This is a genomic window from Caballeronia sp. A2-2 (assembly GCF_057612605.2).
In genome coordinates, this window is sequence record NZ_CM172588.1 from 1,457,742 (window position 1) to 1,475,172 (window position 17,431).

The window sequence follows — 17,431 nt, forward strand, 5'->3', positions numbered from 1 at the left end:
CTCAATGACCCGAACGCATGGCCGCAGACGCGCCCGAAGGCATCGCTTCGAACGGAGTTTCGACGACCGTCGGACGCGATTCGCGCCGCGCACGCAGCACCGTCAACACGCCAAATATCGCGATGCTCACCACCACCAGCATGAACAAACCCGACAGCGCGGCATCCACATAATCGTTGAAGATGATGCGCTGCATCTCCGCCAGCGATTTCGCGGGCGCCATCACCTTGCCTGCATCGAACGAATCCTTGAGCTTCGCGGCGTGCGAGAGGAAGCCCACCTTCGGATTCGCATCGAAAATTTTCTGCCAGCCTGCGGTCAGCGTGCAAAGCAGCAGCCATGCGGTCGGCAGCAGCGTGACCCACGCGTAACGCTCGCGCTTCATCTTGAACAGCACCACCGTCCCGAGCATGAGCGCGATGCCTGCCAACATCTGGTTCGAGATGCCGAACAACGGCCACAGCGTGTTGATGCCGCCAAACGGATCGACCACGCCTTGATAAAGAAAATAGCCCCACGCCGCCACGCACAAACCCGTCGCGGTCAAATTCGCCGGCAGCGATTCAGTCCGACGCAACGCCGGATGAAACGTGCCGAGCAAATCCTGAAGCATGAAGCGCCCCGCGCGCGTGCCTGCATCGACAGCGGTGAGGATGAACAGCGCCTCGAACAGAATGGCGAAGTGATACCAGAACGCCATCATCGCCGGGCCGCCGATGACCTGATGCAGAATCTGCGCCATGCCCACGGCCAGCGTCGGCGCACCGCCCGCGCGCGCGACGATGGTCGTCTCGCCGACCGCCTTCGCCGTGGACGTCAGCATGTCCGGCGTGAGCATGAAGCCCCAACTCGATACCGTCTGCGCGACCGCATCCGGCGTCGAGCCGAGCAAGGCGGCGGGGCTGTTCATCGCGAAGTACACGCCCGGCTCGATCACGCACGCGGCGACCAGCGCCATGATCGCGACGAACGATTCCATCAGCATCGCGCCGTAGCCGATCAGGCGCATGTTCGCTTCGTTGTCGAGCATCTTGGGCGTGGTGCCCGATGCGATCAGCGCATGAAAACCCGACACCGCGCCGCACGCAATCGTGATGAACAGGAACGGGAACAGATTGCCCGCCCACACCGGACCCGAGCCATCGACGAACTTCGTGAAGGCCGGCATCTTGAGTTCCGGCGCGACCACGAGAATGCCGATGGCCAGTCCGAGAATCGTGCCGATCTTGAGGAAGGTGGACAGATAATCGCGCGGCGCGAGCAGCAGCCAGACCGGCAGCACGGACGCCACGAAGCCATAGCCGATCAGAATCCAGACCAATTGCACGCCGGTGAAGGTGAAGAACGGCGCGATAGCGGGCGATGCCGCGACCTGACCGCCAAAGGTGATCGCCAGCATCAGCAGCACGAAGCCGATGATCGACACTTCGCCGATGCGTCCCGGACGGATATAGCGCGTGTACAGGCCCATGAACAGCGCAATCGGAATGGTCGCCGCCACCGTGAACGTGCCCCACGGCGAATTCGTCAGCGCCTTCACGACGATCAGCGCCAGCACCGCGAGAATGATGACCATGATGAGGAACGCGCCGAACAGCGCGATCACACCCGGCACCGTGCCGAGTTCCATCTTGATGAGATCGCCGAGCGAGCGGCCATCGCGGCGCGTGGAGATGAACAGGATCACGAAGTCCTGCACCGCGCCCGCGAACACCACGCCCGCGAGAATCCACAGCATGCCGGGCGTGTAGCCCATCTGCGCGGCAAGCACCGGCCCGACCAGCGGACCCGCGCCAGCAATCGCCGCGAAGTGATGGCCGAACAGCACGTACTTGTTGGTCGGCACGTAGTCGAGGCCATCGTTGTGACGCACGGCGGGCGTCATGCGCAAACCATCGAGCTTGAGCACCGTGCCCGCGATGAAGCGCGAATAAAAACGGTAAGCGATGAGATAAACGCAGACCGCCGCGATGACGATCCACAGTGCGCTGATCCGCTCGCCGTGCGCGAGCGCGATGGTGCCGAATGCGAACGCGCCCACCAGCGCGAGCGCGATCCAGACCAGGAATCCGGAAGCCCGATTCATGGTGTCTCCTTAGTTATAAACCCCAATGGGGCGATTCAGCGCCGCAAGGGACGCATTGGGCGGTAGTATTCGCTTTCGCTGCAAGGCTCACAAGCGCAACACTACGTATGCGCGCTACGTAGCTTCACGTAGCGGCAAACCCTCATCGATGAATCTCAAGGTCAAGATCTTCCTGCTGGCGATCGTGCCGTTCGCGCTGGCGATCGGCGGTATCGAATATGGCGTGCGGCGACAGGCCGAGAGCCTTGCCGATGCGCAGCACGCCACCACGCAGACCGCGTACATGTCGAGCAAAGAGCTCGAATTGCGGCATTACGTGGAGATCGCCCGCAGCGCCATCGCGCCTTATTACGATGCTCCGGCAAGCGACCCGCACAGCGATCAGGAGCGTCAACAACTCGCGCTCGATGCATTGCAACGGCTCGATTTCGGTCAGGACGGCTACTTTTTCGTCTATACGATGCACGGCACGTCGCTCATGCATCCGCGCCAGCCGGAACTCGTCGGGCGCGATCTCTGGCTCATGCGCGACCCGAACGGCGCGCTGACCATTCAAGCGTTGATCGGACAGGCATCGAAGGGCGGCGGGTATGTGCGTTATGTCTGGCGGCGTCCGTCCACGGGCAAGCTCGCGCCCAAGCTCGGCTATGTCGTCCCGCTCGAACGATGGGGCTGGATGATCGGCACGGGCATCTATCTGGAAGACGTGGAAACGGCGCTCGGGCGCATCGATGCGCAGGCTGCCGCGAACATCGAACGCACGGTGATGTGGATCGGCGCAATCGCGCTGGCGGCGCTGGCAAGCATCACGCTGTGCGCGGCGGTGCTCAACATCAGCGAGCATCGCAGCGCGGACGTGAAGCTCAAACGGCTCGCGCGGCAAGTGGTGGAATCGCAGGAACAGGAACGCGCGCGGCTGTCGCGCGAACTGCATGACGGCATCAGTCAGATGTTGGTGTCGGTGAAGCTGTTGCTCGAATCCGCGTTGTTGCGCTTCGAACGCGCGACGACTCGCGAACCGGATGCCGAAGCCGCGCTCGCCACGAGTCTCGGGCGGCTGTCCGGCACCTTGCGCGAAGTGCGGCGCATCTCGCATGCGCTGCGTCCCGCCATGCTCGACGATCTGGGCCTTGCCGCCGCGCTCGAACAACTCGCGCGCGAACTCGACGGACAGGACGGTATCGAAGTGACGTTCGAAGCGACGGCGGATGGCAAGCCGAGTGCATCGCAGAGCGCGAGTCTGCCGGATACGGTCAACACCGTGCTGTTCCGCATCGCGCAGGAAGCGCTCGCCAACATCGCGCGGCACGCGCACGCCACGCGCGCGACGCTCATGCTCGACATCGCGCCGCATGCGGTGAGCTTGCGCATCATCGACAATGGGCGAGGCTTCGATGTGCCCGCCGTGCTCGCCGATCCCGCGAGCGGCATCGGACTGCGCAACATGCGTGAGCGGTTGGATACGCTCGGCGGTGGGCTTCGAATTGAATCGCAAGTGGGACGTACATCGATTGCGGCTAGCGTGCCTTTGCCACTCGCGGCACCCAACACCGGAATGACCCATGAACACTGAACCCGCCCGCATCATCCTCGTGGACGATCATCCGCTCGTGCGCGACGGCCTACGCGCGCGGCTCGAAGCCATGCCGCATCTGCGCGTGATCGGCGAAGCGGGCAACGCGAACGAAGCGCTCGCGCTCGCGGGCACCGAGCATCCGCCCGATCTCGCATTGATGGACGTGGGCATGGCGGGCATGAGCGGCATTCAACTGGCAGCGCTCTTTCACGAGCGCTTTCCGGGCATTCGCGTGCTGATGCTGTCGATGCACGACAACTTGGAATACGTGACGCAAGCGGTGCGCGCGGGCGCGAGCGGTTATGTGCTGAAGGATTCGCCTGCGACCGAGATCATTCACGCCATCGATGCGGTGCTCGCGGGCAAGACGTTCTTCAGCGCGGGACTGGCCGTGCGCATGATCCAGGCACAATCGATGCAGACGCCCATCGATCGCCTCACGCCGCGCGAACTGGATATTCTGGACGCGCTGGCGGAGGGTTTATCGAGCAAGCAGATCGCGCAGCAGCATGGCTTGTCGGTGCGCACGGTGGAGACGCACCGGCTGAACATGAAGCGCAAGCTGGATATCGACGGTCAGGCCGAACTCATCAAGTTCGCGGTGGAACATCGCCGGAACTGATTTTAAGTCCGCCGTTTTCAGCCTTCCGAACGCGCGTTGTGATCGGCGAGATACTTGATGAGCGCATCGACGCCGCCCTTCTGCAACTGTCCGGCGAACTGCTGCTGATAGACCTGGATGAGCCACGCGCCCATCATGTCGATGTCGTAGATTTTCCAGCCTTGCGGGCCTTTTTCGAGGCGATAGCGCACCGGGTTGTCGCCGCCCGAGGACACCACATGCGACTGCACGACGATGTCTTTCGCGTTGGCATCCACGTTGGGCGACTCGAAGCTGAACTTCACGTCCTGATCGCGCAGTTGCGAAAGCGAGGCCGCATAGGTGCGCGTGAGCAGCGTCTGAAATTGTTCGTAAAGCTGTTTTTGCTGGTCGGGCGTGGCGCTGGCCCACGCCTTGCCTACCGCGATGCGCGTCGTGCGCTGAAAGTCCGTGGCGGGCAGGAAGCGCGTCTGAACGAGTTGCGTGATCTTCGCCATGTCGCCGCCGCGCGCTTGCGGGTCGGCCTTCATGGCGTTCACGGTGCCTTCGACGGCGTTCTTCACCACCGCGTCGGGGCTCGTTTGCGCGAGCGCCTCGCCGGAGAAGGACAGCGCAGCGAGGAGGACAGCAAAACAAATGGACAAATAGCGTTTCATGGCAACCGTTCTCTATTCTTTGATGGTCGTCGGCCGTGCGAAGGATCGCAACGAGGAGCAAACCGGGCATTCGGCAGTATATCGACAGCGCGCGCGTATGACAGTTCACGACATCGCGTGCCGATGCCCGAAGCGCCCGCCCGTTATACTTGCGCGGCATCCCTCGCGCCTTTCGCGGGCGATGCGAAGGTCGGCTGTCGGCATCACGCGCATCGCGCTGGATCATGCGGCGGTGCGCAAAAATAACAGGACACACAGGTAGCGTCTTCATGCTGACGTCCAACATTACACGCTTCGTCACGCTGGCCATTCGCAAGCCGGTGTGGATTATCGTCATTTCACTGCTGCTCGGCGTGCTGAGCACGATTTATGTCGTTCAGCACTTTCGCATCAGCACCGATGTCAGCCAACTGATCGAGAACGAGCCAGAATGGGCCGCGCGCGACAAGGCCATCGACGATGCCTTTCCCAATCGCGGTGCGACGCTGCTGATCGTGGTCGAAGCGCCCGCGCCGGAATTCGCCAGCGCCGCCGCGAGCGAACTGGCCGCTGCGTTGGCGAAGGAACCGGAACAGTTCAAGTCCGTGGCGCAACCGGAAGGCGGCGCTTTCTTCGAGCACAACGGCCTTCTTTATCTGTCCACGGACAAGGTGGATCAGACCACGAAGCAGCTTGCGCAGGCGCGGCCGCTCATCAACACGCTGGCGCACGATCCCTCGCTTACCGGCCTCGCGCAGACGTTGAACACCACGCTCAACGTGCCGCTGCTCACCGGCCAGATCACGCTCGGCAAGATGTCGAATCTGCTCGGCCACAGCGCGGATGTGCTCGACCGCGTGCTCGCCAATCAACCGGCTGCGTTCTCCTGGCGCGATGTCGCGGATTCGTCCAAGGGCGATCAACCCGGACGCGCGTTCGTCACCGTCATCCCCGAACTCAACTTCAACGCGCTGAAGGCGGCGGCGGGTGCGTCGGATGAAATCCGCGCGCGGTTCGGCGAACTCGGCCTTGCGAAGAAATACGGCGCGAGCGTGCATCTGACCGGCGCGCAACCGCTCGCCGACGAGGAATTCGCCTCCGTGCAGGACGGCGCGGCGCTCAACGGCATCCTCACTTTCCTCGTCGTGCTGATGATTCTGTGGGTCGCGCTGCGCTCCAAGCGCATGATCGTCGCGGTCTTCATCACGCTGTTCGTGGGACTGGCGATCACCGCCGCGCTCGGGCTGATGATGGTCCACGCGCTCAACATGATCTCTGTCGCGTTCATGGTGCTGTTCGTCGGGCTCGGCGTGGACTTCGGCATTCAGTTCGGCGTGAAGTATCGCGAGGAGCGGCACAAGCACCATCGGCTCGATGTCTCGCTGGCGGAAACCGCGCGCCACGTCGCGGTGCCGCTTACGCTTGCCGCCGCCGCGACCGCCGCGAGCTTCTTCTCGTTCCTGCCGACGGCGTATCGCGGCGTGTCGGAACTCGGGCTGATCGCGGGCGTCGGCATGTTCGTCGCGTATCTGACCAACATGACCTTGCTGCCCGCGCTCATCAAGGTGTTCGCGCCGCCGGGCGAAGCACATTCGCCGGGCTTTCCCGTGCTCGCCCCCGTCGATGAATTCCTCGACCGGCATCGCAAGCCGGTGCTGATCGGCACGCTGGTGGTGGTGATCGGCGCACTGCCGCTGCTCACGCAATTGCGCTTCGACTTCAACCCGCTGCATCTGAAAGACCCGCACACGGAGTCGATGGAAACGCTCGCGGCGTTGAAGGATTCGCCCGAAGCCGCGGTGAACGACGTCTCCGTGCTCGCGCCGAATCTCGCCGATGCCGACCGAATCGCGGACCAGTTGCGCAAGCTGCCGCAAGTCGAAAGCGCGACCACGCTGTCCTCGCTCATTCCCGCCGATCAGCCGCAAAAGCTCGCGCTCATCAAGACCGCCGCCGACCTGCTTTTGCCCGCGCTCGATCAGCAGGTTGCCTCGCCCGTGACGGATCAGGTGCGCGTCGCCACGCTCAAGCGCGCGTCGAATGCGCTGTCGCTCGCCGCCGACGATCATCCCGGCGCAGGCGCGAACGAGGCGAAGCATCTGTCGCAAACGCTCGCCAAACTCGCTCAAGCCGATGCCGCCACCCGCGACCGCGCCGAGCACGCGATGTCCGATCCGCTGCGCATCGCGCTGGCGCAGTTGCGCGCGCTGCTCACGCCCACCGAGATCACGCGCGCGACGCTGCCGCCGGGGCTCGCCGACAACCTCGTCAACGCGAAGGGTCAGGCGCTCGTCACGGTGTCGCCGAAGACGCCGCCCGGTGTCGATCCCGGCGACGACACGCTGCTCGCCCATTTCGCCGATGCCGTGCAGCGCGTCGAGCCGAACGCCATCGGCGGGCCCATTTCGGTGCGGCATTCGGCGGAGACCATCATCAAGGCGTTCCAGCAAGCGGCGATTTATTCGCTCGTCGCCATCACCATTTTGCTGTGGATCGCGCTGCGTCGTTTCGGCGATGTTTTAAGAACTTTGGTACCGTTGCTCGTCTCCGCGATCGTCACGCTGGAGTTGTGCGTCGTGTTCCGCATGCCGCTCAACTTCGCGAACATCATCGCGTTGCCGTTGATGCTCGGCGTGGGCGTCGCCTTCAAGATCTATTTCGTGATGGCGTGGCGCTCGGGCCAGACGCGCCTGCTGCAATCGAGTCTCACCCACGCCGTGATGTTCAGCGCCGCCACTACCGCGACGGCCTTCGGCAGCCTGTGGTTTTCGCATCATCCGGGCACGTCCAGCATGGGGCGGCTGCTGGCGCTGTCGCTGTTCTGCACGCTGGTCGGCGCGGTCGTGTTCCAGCCAGTTTTGATGGGCAAGCCGCGCCGCGTGCGCGCCGCCGACCGGGCGAAGCTGCGGGCGGCGCAAAGGCATGACAACCTAAGAGGAATCGAAGAATGACGATGGTTTTTGCCGCGGACGCCCGACGCCAAGCGACCACGATCGCAGCCGTTGCCTGCCTGCTCGCAAGCGCGGGCTGCGCGACCGGACCGGACCGCAATCCGAAAGATCCGCTCGAGCCGATGAACCGCACCGTCTTCAAGTTCAACGATACCCTCGATACCTACATCGCCAAGCCGGTTGCGCAGTTCTACGTGGACTACACGCCGAGTCCGTTCCGCACCGCCGTCAGCAATTTCTTCTCGAATCTCGGCGACTTCAGCAACTTCGCCAACGACCTCGTGCAGTTGAAGATCACCGATGCGACGCAGGATTTGATGCGGATCGCGATGAATTCGGTGTTCGGTCTGGGCGGGTTGATCGACATTGCGTCGCCTGCGGGGTTGCCGAAGCATCATCAGGATTTTGGGCTGACGCTCGGGCATTACGGCGTCCCGTCCGGTCCGTATCTCGTGCTGCCGTTGCTCGGTCCGAGTTCTTTCCGCGATGCCACCATGTGGGCGGTGGACTGGCGCGTGAATCCGATCAGCTACACGGATGCCGATATCCGCTGGCCGCTGTATGGCGTGAATTTCGTCAGCGAGCGGGCTGATTTGATCGGCGCGACAAATCTGCTTTCGCAAGCGGCGCTCGATAAATACGCGTTCGTTCGGGATGCGTATATTCAGCGGCGGCAGTTTTTGTTGACGGGTGGAGGGGCTTCGACGTTGCCGGATTATGGGGATGAAGGGGCATCGGCGCCGGATGCGGCGAGTGCGCCGCCGGGGGCGACGGGTGGGAGTTCTTCGGAGCAGGGGTTGCCGAATTATTCGGATCCGGGGGCAGGTGGTGCTAATGCTTCGCCGAGTTCGAGTAAGGCGAATGGGTTGCCGCTTTATGAGGATCCGGGGGCGGGGAAATAGCAGTTCTCGAACTGAGAAATAGTGTTTGTTGTTCTTTCTTGCGTGAGTGCAAGGGGCTGCTGTTGTTTGGGCATTTATTGCAGTAGCCGCCTCCCCGGCGGGGGGGTAACTTTCTTTGCTGCTGCAAAGAAAGTCACCAAAGAAAGCAGCTTTTACCCCTCCGCACGCTGGCTGGAAAGGGTGGTCTGAATTAACGATACAGTTGGCCGCAATAGGATGTTCCACGGTTCGTTAAACATGTGGGCAACCTAACGATTTCGCGCTCGAATCCTTGGGTCTTAGTGGACCGCATTCATTCTTTCGGCCATGCGCTTCGCGCGCCGAGAGCTTTAGAACGGAATCCCGCAGCGTATGAGCGCCCAGCCTCCTCACACCTCGCCGTTATGTCGTCATTCGGTCCTACCTTGGTAAGCGCTTCTAGGCAAAGCTCGCACACCAACGCAAGTCACCTTTAGTCGGAGCACTCACCAAGGTAGGACCGAATAGCAATCTTGCGGGGAAGCGTGAGGTGGCTGGGCGCTGATAGGCTGCGGGATTCCGTTCTTACGTTCTCGGCGCGCGCAGCGCATGGCCGAAAGAATGAGCGCGGTCCACTAAGCGTTGATTACTCAAGCGCGAAATCGCGAGGTTGCCTAAGCGACTCGTTATGCGTTGAACGTCCTATTGCGGCCACTGCATCCGTCAATCCAGACCAACCCTCTCCAGCCATCGTGCATGGGGTAAAAGCTGCTTTCTTTGGTGACTTTCTTTGCAGCAGCAAAGAAAGTTACCCCCCCGCCGGGGAGGCGGCTACTGCAATAAAGTCCCAAACAAGAGCAGCGCTCTGCACGACAAAACGACAAAACGGCAACACATCACCCGAAGCCATCAATGCGCTTCTTCCAAATCGCTCACCACCAAATCCTCCCCCGACAACTTCGGCGCTTCCACCGCGCCCATATCCGTCCGATACGCCTCAAAAATCTCATCCGCGTAACGAATCTGCGTGCGCCCATGCGGCGCCGGATCGCCTTGCTTATCCAGATTAACGAACACCATCTTCTCGACGGTCAGAATGCTCTTGCGCGTGATCTTGTTGCGCACTTCCGCACGCAGCGTGATCGACGTACGGCCGAAATGCGTCGCGGTAATGCCCAATTCGATGATGTCGCCCTGCCGCGCCGAACTCACGAAGTTGATTTCCGACATGAACTTGGTCACGACGAACTGATTGTTCAGTTGCGAGATGGCGTAGATGGCGGCTTCCTCGTCGATCCAGCGCAGCAGGCTGCCGCCGAACAAGGTGCCATTGGGGTTCAAGTCTTCCGGCTTGACCCATTTGCGGGTATGAAAATTCATTTGATGTGTCCTCACTCTGCTTGACCGCCTGCTCCGAACGGAACAAAACGACCTAGGGTTTTCCCTGATTATAACGAGATGAGGGTTAACCCGCAGTACACAAGAGACGACATCAAGAAAAGACGAGACCCCGCGACACTTCCAGCGCATGCCGCGCCTGAATGAGCGTGGCCCGCGCCGCGCGGGCATCGGCGGCAAGGCGAAGCATCGCGCCGAGTTGCGATGGCTGGCGCAGCAATTCCCGCAGAATCGGCCCGAGCGCGGTCGTGCCGTCGTCGCGCAATCCTGCCGTGGCAGCGGGCGGCAACGTGCGCCACGCCGGATCCACCACGGCGCGGCAGACCGCAAACGGCAACCCGCGCGCCGTCGCGATGGCCCCCGCAATATGCGATTCCATATCCACCGCCAGCGCATCCGTCGATGAATGCAGCGAGCGTTTCTCCGCCTCGCTCTTGACCGGCGCGGTGACGCCCGCCATCGTGCCGCGCCGCGTGATGCGTTCGAGCGGCGTGCCCGAAAACGCTTCGACGATGCGCGCCGACCACGCGGCATCGGTCCTGATCGGCCCGAACGGCCCGCACACCGTATCCGCGACGATCAACGCGCCCGGCTGCAAATCCGGCGCAAGTCCGCCCGCCGTGCCGAAGCTCACGATGCCCGAGCAACCCCGCGTCAACGCATCCGACAACGCGCGCTCCAGCCAGTCCGCGCGCGCCGCGAACACGGCTTCGACGCCGCGCCCGCGCGCGATCTTCGCCTCGAACGCCATGCCCGTCACGGCGATCACCGGCAGACCGGCGGTCATCTCGACGGAGCGCACGAAAGGCGTGCTCACATGCCCGCCGTCACGCGCGTCTCACCTTCGCGCGTCATGTTGCGATAACGCGCGAGCGCCCACAGCGGGAAAAACTTGCGATAGCCGTGATAACGCAGATAGAACACGCGCGGAAAACCCGTCGCGGTGAAGCGCGTTTCGTCCCACAGGCCATGCGGCTGTTGCGTGCGGATCAGATAGTCGATGCCGCGTTCCACCGCGACATCGCCCACACGTCCCGCCGCCATCAGCCCGAGCACCGCCCACGCCGTCTGCGATGCCGTGCTCGCCGCCTGCTCGTAACCGCGATAGTCGAGCTTGTAGCTCTCACCCGCTTCGCCCCAGCCGCCATCCGCGTTCTGGATGCTCACGAGCCAGTCCGCGCCGCGCTTCATGCGCGAGTCCGCCGGTCCGACGCCCGCCGCGTTCAGCGCGCACAGCGCCGACCACGTGCCATACACGTAGTTCATGCCCCAGCGCCCATACCAGCTTCCGTCGCGCTCCTGATCGCGCACGATGAAATCGAACGCGCGGCGCGCCGGCTCGCTGTTCGCGGGCGTCTCGCCGAGTTGCGCGAGCATCGACAGGCAGCGGGCGGAGACATCGACGGTCGGCGGGTCGAGCAATGCGCCGTGGTCCGAGAACGGAATGTTGTCGAGGAAGTGATGCGTGTTTTCCGGCTCGAACGCGCCCCACCCGCCGTCGCTGCTCTGCATTCCGACGACCCACTCGCGCGCGCGCGACACGGCCTCGCCGTACATCGCGGTGCCGTTTTCACGATCGGCGCGTTCCATCGCCATGGCGACGACAGCGGTATCGTCCACATCCGGGTAATGCGGGTTGGCGAACTGGAACGCCCAGCCGCCCGGCCGCACGTTCGGACGACGCAGCACCCAGTCGCCGCGCGCGTCGAGAATCTGCAGGGGCGCGAGCCATTCGAGCCCGCGCGTGACCGCCGCGCGCGCCTTCGGCATGCCGGTTTCCAGCAACGCATGCGCGACGAGCGAGGTATCCCACACCGGCGAAAGGCACGGCTGGCAATACGCCTCGCCGTCCGGCGCTTCGTCGATCACCAGCAGCTTGTCCAGCGACTGGCGCGCGATGGCGCGGCTCGGATGCTCCGGCGGATAGCCGAGCACGTCGTACATCATCACGGAATTGGCCATCGCCGGGAAAATCGCGCCGAGGCCGTCTTCGCCGTTGAGGCGTTCATCGACGAAACGCACGGCTTCCTTGATGGCGCGCTCGCGGCCCGCCTTGGGAAACGCGCCATCCGTCAGACGCAACAGGGAATCGACCGCGCGAAAAAACGTGAACCAGCCGCGGCTCTGATGCCCCGCGCGCGCGGGCATGCCGGCGTTCACGGGCGGCTCGCGAAACAGTTCGTCGATGCGCACGCCACGCGGATTGCGCGCGCGTGGCCTTCTGGCGTTGAGCACGAGCAGCGGCACGATGACCGTGCGCGCCCAGTACGACACCTTCGACAGATGGAACGGAAACCACACCGGCAACTGCATGACTTCGACGGGCATCATCGGCACGGCGCGCCACGACACCACGCCGAACAGCGCGAGCAGGATGCGCGTGAATACGTTGGACTTTTCCGCGCCGCCTGCCGCGAGAATGGCGCCGCGCGCGCGCTGCATGTGGTCGGCATCGGGCGAATCGCCGATCATTTTCAGCGCGAAATATGCCTTGACGGTGGCGGAGATGTCCATCGCGCCATCGGTGAAAAGCGGCCAGCCGCCATCTTCACGCTGGATGCGGCGCAGATAGCGGCCGATCTTCGCTTCGAGTTCGAGGTTGGCTTCCTCGCCGAGATAGTGGACGAGCAACACGTATTCGGCCGGAATGGTTGCATCGGCTTCGAGTTCGTACAGCCAGTAGCCTTGCGGCGACTGATCCGCGAGCAGCGCGTTCGTGGCTTCCTTGACAGCGTGATCCAGCGCGCTGTTCGGCGCCGGCGACTCCGGCGCGTGCGCATCTGGCAGGGACAAGTCGTTCATCTGCGTTCCATCGATGGGTTCATCAGCGCATCCGCGGCCTTTTGGCCCGAACGGATCGCGCCTTCGATCGTCGCGGACAGACCGGTAGCCGTCCAGTCGCCCGCGAGCGTGAGATTGTTCCAGCGCGTGCGCGTGGCGGCGCGCAAGCCTTCCTGCGAGGGTATCGCGGCAAAAGTCGCGTGTTGTTCCGCGATCACTTGCCACGGCGGCACGGGCGCGGCCGGCATGCGCAGCGCCTTCGCCGCTTCTTGCCAGACGGCGCGCGCGAGTTCCTCGTGCGGCGTCGCGAGGTGCGCATCGGCGGCGGCGAGCGTCACGGACACGCGCCGGTCCGCCGCGAACAGCCAGTCGGCGATGCCGTTCACGAGCATCGTCATCGGCTGGAAACCGGCGGTGACGTCCACCGCGAAATGCACGGTGACGATCGCGCGGAATGCGTCCGGCGCGGCCAGACCCGGCAACAGACCGCGCGCGGCGTCGGGCGTCACGGCCAGCACCACGCCGTCATCAAGCGTCAGCGCAAGATTTTCCGAGCCTTCGCCCGCGTGCCTGAAAGCGAGCGAGCTTACACGTTCCTCGCAATTTGTGCCGGATCGACCTATTTCCGTCAGCCGCGCGCCGAGCCGGATTTCCGCGCCGCCGTACTGCAAATGCCTGAGCGCCGGATCGACGAACGCGTTCGACAGCCCCGTTTTGGCGATGAGCGGCCGGCACGCCTGACCGCCCGCCGCGAGCGTTTCGCGCAGCAATCCGGCGGCGACGGACGCGCTTGCCTCGGACGGATCTGTGTTCAACATCGTGCGCAGGAGCGGACGCACGAGCTGGTCATAGACGCGCCCGTGATGCCGCAGCGATTGCCCAACCGTGCGGCCCGGCTTGGCGAAAAAGAGCGGCAGCATCGAAAGATAATTGGCGGGTTGCGTGCCGGGCAGACGCGCGTCGTCATCGAAAATCCAGCGCGGCAAACGGCCCGACGACATGCCGATGGTCCACGCCGCGCCGCTCGCGAGATCGAAGAACGGATAGTCGGGAAGCGGCGGGCCGATCAGCGTGTCCGTCGCACCGATCGCGCGGAGGTACGACATCGCCGAATGATTGCCGGACAGCAGAAGATGATTGCCGTTATCGACCGTCACGCCGAGGCGCGCGTCGAAATACGAGCGGCAGCGCCCGCCCGCGTGCGCGGCGGCATCGATCAGCACGACGCGCGCGCCGCGACGCTGCGCCTGAACTGCCGCGGCCAAGCCCGCCAGTCCCGCGCCCACGACGATGACCCGCCGGAACATCAGATCAGATGACGGGCCACGATCCACAGCAGACGCGCACGCGAAACGCGCACGCGCGTGCGTGGCAGGTCGAAGCCGCGTCGCATGTTCGCGTCGAGCACGGCGCGGTAGGCGGCCGACATGATGCGCGGCGCGCGCACCTGAACGCGCGGCGATGCGGCCATGATCGCGTCGGACTGCGCGTAGTGGAGTTTCGCGCGCTCGGCGAGCGTGGCGCACACGCGCGGCAGCCGCGCATCGGCAACGATGCTGGCCGCGTCGGTCGTAGAAATGCCTTCGCGCGCCAGCAGTTCGCGCGGCAGATACACGCGGCCGATGCCCGCGTCTTCGTCGATATCGCGCAGGATGTTGGTGAGTTGAAGCGCGCGGCCGAGATGATGCGCGAGCCGGCGTCCGGCGTCTTCGTACATCCCGAATATCCTCACCGATAGCCGCCCCACCGCGCTCGCCACGCGGTCGCAGTACAAATCGAGCGTGGCTTCGTCGGGCGCGACGATATCGGCGGCGGCGTCCATCGCCATGCCGTCGATCACGGCCTGGAAGTCGTCGCGGGAAAGCTGGAACGCCTGAATGTGGCGCGTGAGCGCTTCGAGCGAGGGCTTGGGCGTGCCGCGATAGCACGCGTCGATGTCCTCGCGCCAGCGGTCGAGCGCAACGGCGCGTTCGCGGCGCGGCAGCGTGCCTTCGTCGGCGATATCGTCCACCGCGCGGCAGAAAGCGTAGATCTGGTACATCGCGTCGCGCTGCGCTGCCGGAAGGATGCGCATGGCGAGATAAAACGAACTCCCCGAGGAGGCCTTGGCGGCCTCGGCGCTGGATTCGTCGGCGATGATGTTGGATACGGCCAAGGCGGACTCCGCTGTGGCGCCCCCGGCAGACATGACGACGAAAGTCGAGGGCACATTAAGAGATCGGGCGCCGGCAGCGACACCCGAATGCGCGCGGAACAGCGTGGCGCTGGAGCAATTTCGAGTGTTCGGACATGACAGCCCGAACGATGAAGAGCCGGCGCGCGCCGGCCTTAAAACTGCGCCGGGAGCGGCACAGAGTATACCAATTCCTGCGCGCTTTGGCCGCGCCCGGCCGATGCTTACGCGAAGCCTACCGAGCGGTTTCGGCCCTGACGCTTGGCGGTGTAAAGCGCGGCATCGGCTTCGTTGATGAGCGCCTCGAAAGAAGACGTAATCTCCGTCTTCGCACACGCCACGCCGACGCTGGCGGTAACCGGCACGCGCGCGCCCTGCACGTCGATGGGCGTTTCGCCGATCTCGCAGCGCACTTTTTCCGCGACCGCCATCGCGTCTTCGAACGGCGTGCAAGGCAGCAAGAGCGCGAATTCCTCTCCGCCGAATCGGCCGAACACGTCCTGCACGCGCACGGAACGGCCCACGCGTTCGGCCATCACGCGCAGCACGACATCGCCGACCAGATGGCCGAGTTCGTCGTTGATGCGCTTGAAGTGGTCGAGGTCGAACAGCAGCAACGCGAGTTCGCCGCCGTAGCGCTGCCAGCGGATGAATTCATCGCGCAGACGCAGATCGAAGTAGCGCCGGTTGGCGATGCCCGTCAGCCCGTCGCGGTCCGCGAATTCGCGCAGCTTGGCGACGGCTTCGTCGCGGGCGCGCTGCATCATGCTGGCGTGGGTGGCATCGGAAATGGTCACGCAGACGGCGCGCACTTCACGTTCGTGCGTGAGCGGCATGAAGGTGCAATCCTGCTGCATGAAATCGACGCCGCCGGTGATCGGCCGGTCGTGATCAAACTTGAACAGATAAGGCCGCTGCTCCCACGAACTGAAGGCGAAGCTGCCCAACTGAAACACGCTTTCGACCTTGCGCGTGAACCACACGCGCGGCAACTCCGGAAAGCTCGCGAAGATCGACTTGCCGACCACTTGCTCCGCGCTCCTGTGGCTGTGGTCCGCCATGAAGCGGTTCCACATGACCACGTTCAGTTCGCGGTCGAGCACGAAGATGCCGAACCCCACGCGTTCGATCACCAGTTCGTTCAGGACCTGCCGGAGCTGTTCCATCGATGCCGCGTCAGAGGCTGGACAGCAGCGCGTCGAGCGCCTGATTGAGATGCGCGATGGCATCTTCCGCCATCAGCATGACGAGGTGCGCGCGGAAGCTGTGATCTTCCAGCGCGAAATTCACTTCGAGCAGCAGCGCCGTGCGCCACGCGAGCATGGCGGGCTGGAACACTTCGTCGAGCGCGAGTTCGTTGCCGAGCATGCCCGGCGGCGAGAAGATCGGCGCGCGTCCGAGATTGTCGAAGATGCAGGACACGCACGCGCCCATCAGCACGGTGGCGACATCGAAAATGAGTTCGGCGCGCGTGGTCGCTTCGTAGGTGGATTTGGTGTACGGGTCGTCGACGAGCGCGCACAGATCGTCCACGCTGCCGCTCTTGCACAGCACGATGGCCTCGCCCTTGATGTCCGAACGAAAGCCCTGCCGCACGGCGGTCACGGTATCGGTGATGCCGGTCATCTCGCGCAGCGCGTTGGATGCCTCGGACACATCGACCACGCGCACGCGCGGCACCGACAATTCGATGAACGTGCCGAGCAGCTTCGACAGACGCGTGGCGGCCTGACCCATCGCCATGTTGGCGACTTCCTGAAGCGCGTCGCGCTGGTCTTCGTTCAGGGCTTGCGGTTGATGAGCTTGATCAGCCATGGAGTCCGTACTCCTTCAAAACGGGGCGCAGCGCCTCGGGCGACACCGGCTTGGGCAAGAACGCCACCGCGCCGAGCGCGCGCACGCGTTCCTGCGCCATCGGCTGCACATCGGCTGATACCACGATCACGAACGTGTTCAGGTCTTCGTGCTTGAGCGCATCCAGCACCTGATAGCCGGTCATGTCGGGCATGGTCAGATCGAGGAACATCACGGAGGCGCGCCCCGCGCGATATAACTCCAACGCTTCGCGCCCATTGGTCGCGTAGGAAATCTCGACGTCCCAGTCTTCGGGCAAGGCGCGCGTCAGCACTTTGCGCGCGAGTAGGGAATCATCGGCAATGACGATCGGCAACGGCATGGTGGCAGGAATCGGTGAGCGGTTCTTGTTCGGGCTTGTGAGCTTCGAAACCGTATTCGGCTGGCTCGGTCTTGTTTACGGCCGGGCGGCGCGGATCTTTATGCACCGGTTCGCATTGGACGGCGCGTAATCATTGCGCACGACGAACCATCGTACGATTTCAATTGTCGGTCCAATGGAAACTCAAGGCAACT

At 63.8% G+C, this 17,431-nt stretch carries 15 protein-coding genes; 5 read left to right on the plus strand and 10 right to left on the minus strand.

The window, feature by feature from the left end:
• Position 1 precedes the first annotated feature (1 nt).
• Entirely contained in the window at positions 2–2,086 is a 2,085-nt protein-coding gene (locus tag ACZCWR_RS23030) for a carbon starvation CstA family protein (RefSeq protein ID WP_487303927.1), read from the minus strand.
• 148 nt (positions 2,087–2,234) lie between these two features.
• Here ACZCWR_RS23030 and ACZCWR_RS23035 point away from each other — a divergent pair, with 148 nt between their 5' ends.
• Positions 2,235–3,659: a cache domain-containing protein gene (locus ACZCWR_RS23035; protein WP_487303928.1), complete on the plus strand. Its 1,425-nt coding sequence runs from the start codon at positions 2,235–2,237 to the stop codon at positions 3,657–3,659.
• Positions 3,649–4,284 carry a response regulator gene (locus ACZCWR_RS23040; RefSeq protein ID WP_487303929.1) on the plus strand — a complete coding sequence of 212 codons (636 nt, stop codon included), beginning with the start codon at positions 3,649–3,651 and terminating at the stop codon, positions 4,282–4,284. The genes ACZCWR_RS23035 and ACZCWR_RS23040 overlap by 11 nt, the downstream gene beginning before the upstream one ends.
• Positions 4,285–4,301: 17 nt before the next feature.
• Here ACZCWR_RS23040 and ACZCWR_RS23045 read toward each other — a convergent pair whose 3' ends face one another.
• The gene (locus ACZCWR_RS23045; protein ID WP_487303930.1) at positions 4,302–4,919 is read right to left on the minus strand and encodes an MlaC/ttg2D family ABC transporter substrate-binding protein; all 618 of its coding nucleotides are present in this window, start codon (positions 4,917–4,919) and stop codon (positions 4,302–4,304) included.
• 269 nt (positions 4,920–5,188) lie between these two features.
• Between ACZCWR_RS23045 and hpnN the strand changes: the two genes are divergently transcribed.
• Both hpnN and ACZCWR_RS23055 read left to right on the plus strand, forming a co-directional pair.
• Positions 5,189–7,849 (plus strand): hopanoid transporter HpnN, encoded by a 2,661-nt coding sequence (gene hpnN, locus ACZCWR_RS23050; RefSeq protein ID WP_487303931.1) that lies wholly within the window; start codon positions 5,189–5,191, stop codon positions 7,847–7,849.
• Between the two features lie 2 nt (positions 7,850–7,851).
• Positions 7,852–8,751, plus strand: a complete 900-nt coding sequence (locus ACZCWR_RS23055) for an MlaA family lipoprotein (RefSeq protein ID WP_487304778.1) — start codon at positions 7,852–7,854, stop codon at positions 8,749–8,751.
• 867 nt (positions 8,752–9,618) lie between these two features.
• Here the strand turns inward: ACZCWR_RS23055 and ACZCWR_RS23060 are convergent.
• The 8 genes from ACZCWR_RS23060 to ACZCWR_RS23095 form a co-directional block, all read right to left on the minus strand.
• On the minus strand, positions 9,619–10,089 hold the full coding sequence (locus tag ACZCWR_RS23060) for an acyl-CoA thioesterase (RefSeq protein ID WP_487303932.1): 471 nt from the start codon (positions 10,087–10,089) through the stop codon (positions 9,619–9,621).
• Between the two features lie 112 nt (positions 10,090–10,201).
• Complete coding sequence (locus ACZCWR_RS23065; RefSeq protein ID WP_487304779.1) at positions 10,202–10,894, minus strand: phosphorylase; 693 nt, start codon at positions 10,892–10,894, stop codon at positions 10,202–10,204.
• Between the two features lie 26 nt (positions 10,895–10,920).
• Positions 10,921–12,909: a squalene--hopene cyclase gene (shc, locus tag ACZCWR_RS23070; RefSeq protein ID WP_487303933.1), complete on the minus strand. Its 1,989-nt coding sequence runs from the start codon at positions 12,907–12,909 to the stop codon at positions 10,921–10,923.
• The gene (gene hpnE / locus ACZCWR_RS23075) at positions 12,906–14,195 is read right to left on the minus strand and encodes a hydroxysqualene dehydroxylase HpnE (RefSeq protein WP_487303934.1); all 1,290 of its coding nucleotides are present in this window, start codon (positions 14,193–14,195) and stop codon (positions 12,906–12,908) included. Before hpnE ends, shc begins: the two co-directional genes overlap by 4 nt.
• Complete coding sequence (hpnD, locus tag ACZCWR_RS23080) at positions 14,195–15,043, minus strand: presqualene diphosphate synthase HpnD (RefSeq protein WP_487303935.1); 849 nt, start codon at positions 15,041–15,043, stop codon at positions 14,195–14,197. The genes hpnE and hpnD overlap by 1 nt, the downstream gene beginning before the upstream one ends.
• 242 nt (positions 15,044–15,285) lie before the next feature.
• On the minus strand, positions 15,286–16,227 hold the full coding sequence (locus ACZCWR_RS23085) for a sensor domain-containing diguanylate cyclase (protein ID WP_487303936.1): 942 nt from the start codon (positions 16,225–16,227) through the stop codon (positions 15,286–15,288).
• Positions 16,228–16,237: 10 nt separating this feature from the next.
• Positions 16,238–16,876, minus strand: coding sequence for a chemotaxis protein CheC (locus ACZCWR_RS23090; protein ID WP_487303937.1), 639 nt, complete (start codon positions 16,874–16,876; stop codon positions 16,238–16,240).
• Entirely contained in the window at positions 16,869–17,237 is a 369-nt protein-coding gene (locus ACZCWR_RS23095; RefSeq protein WP_487303938.1) for a response regulator, read from the minus strand. The genes ACZCWR_RS23090 and ACZCWR_RS23095 overlap by 8 nt, the downstream gene beginning before the upstream one ends.
• Between ACZCWR_RS23095 and ACZCWR_RS23100 the strand changes: the two genes are divergently transcribed.
• Complete coding sequence (locus ACZCWR_RS23100; RefSeq protein WP_487303939.1) at positions 17,218–17,367, plus strand: hypothetical protein; 150 nt, start codon at positions 17,218–17,220, stop codon at positions 17,365–17,367. The two genes, ACZCWR_RS23095 and ACZCWR_RS23100, sit on opposite strands and share 20 nt — an antisense overlap.
• Positions 17,368–17,431 lie beyond the last annotated feature (64 nt).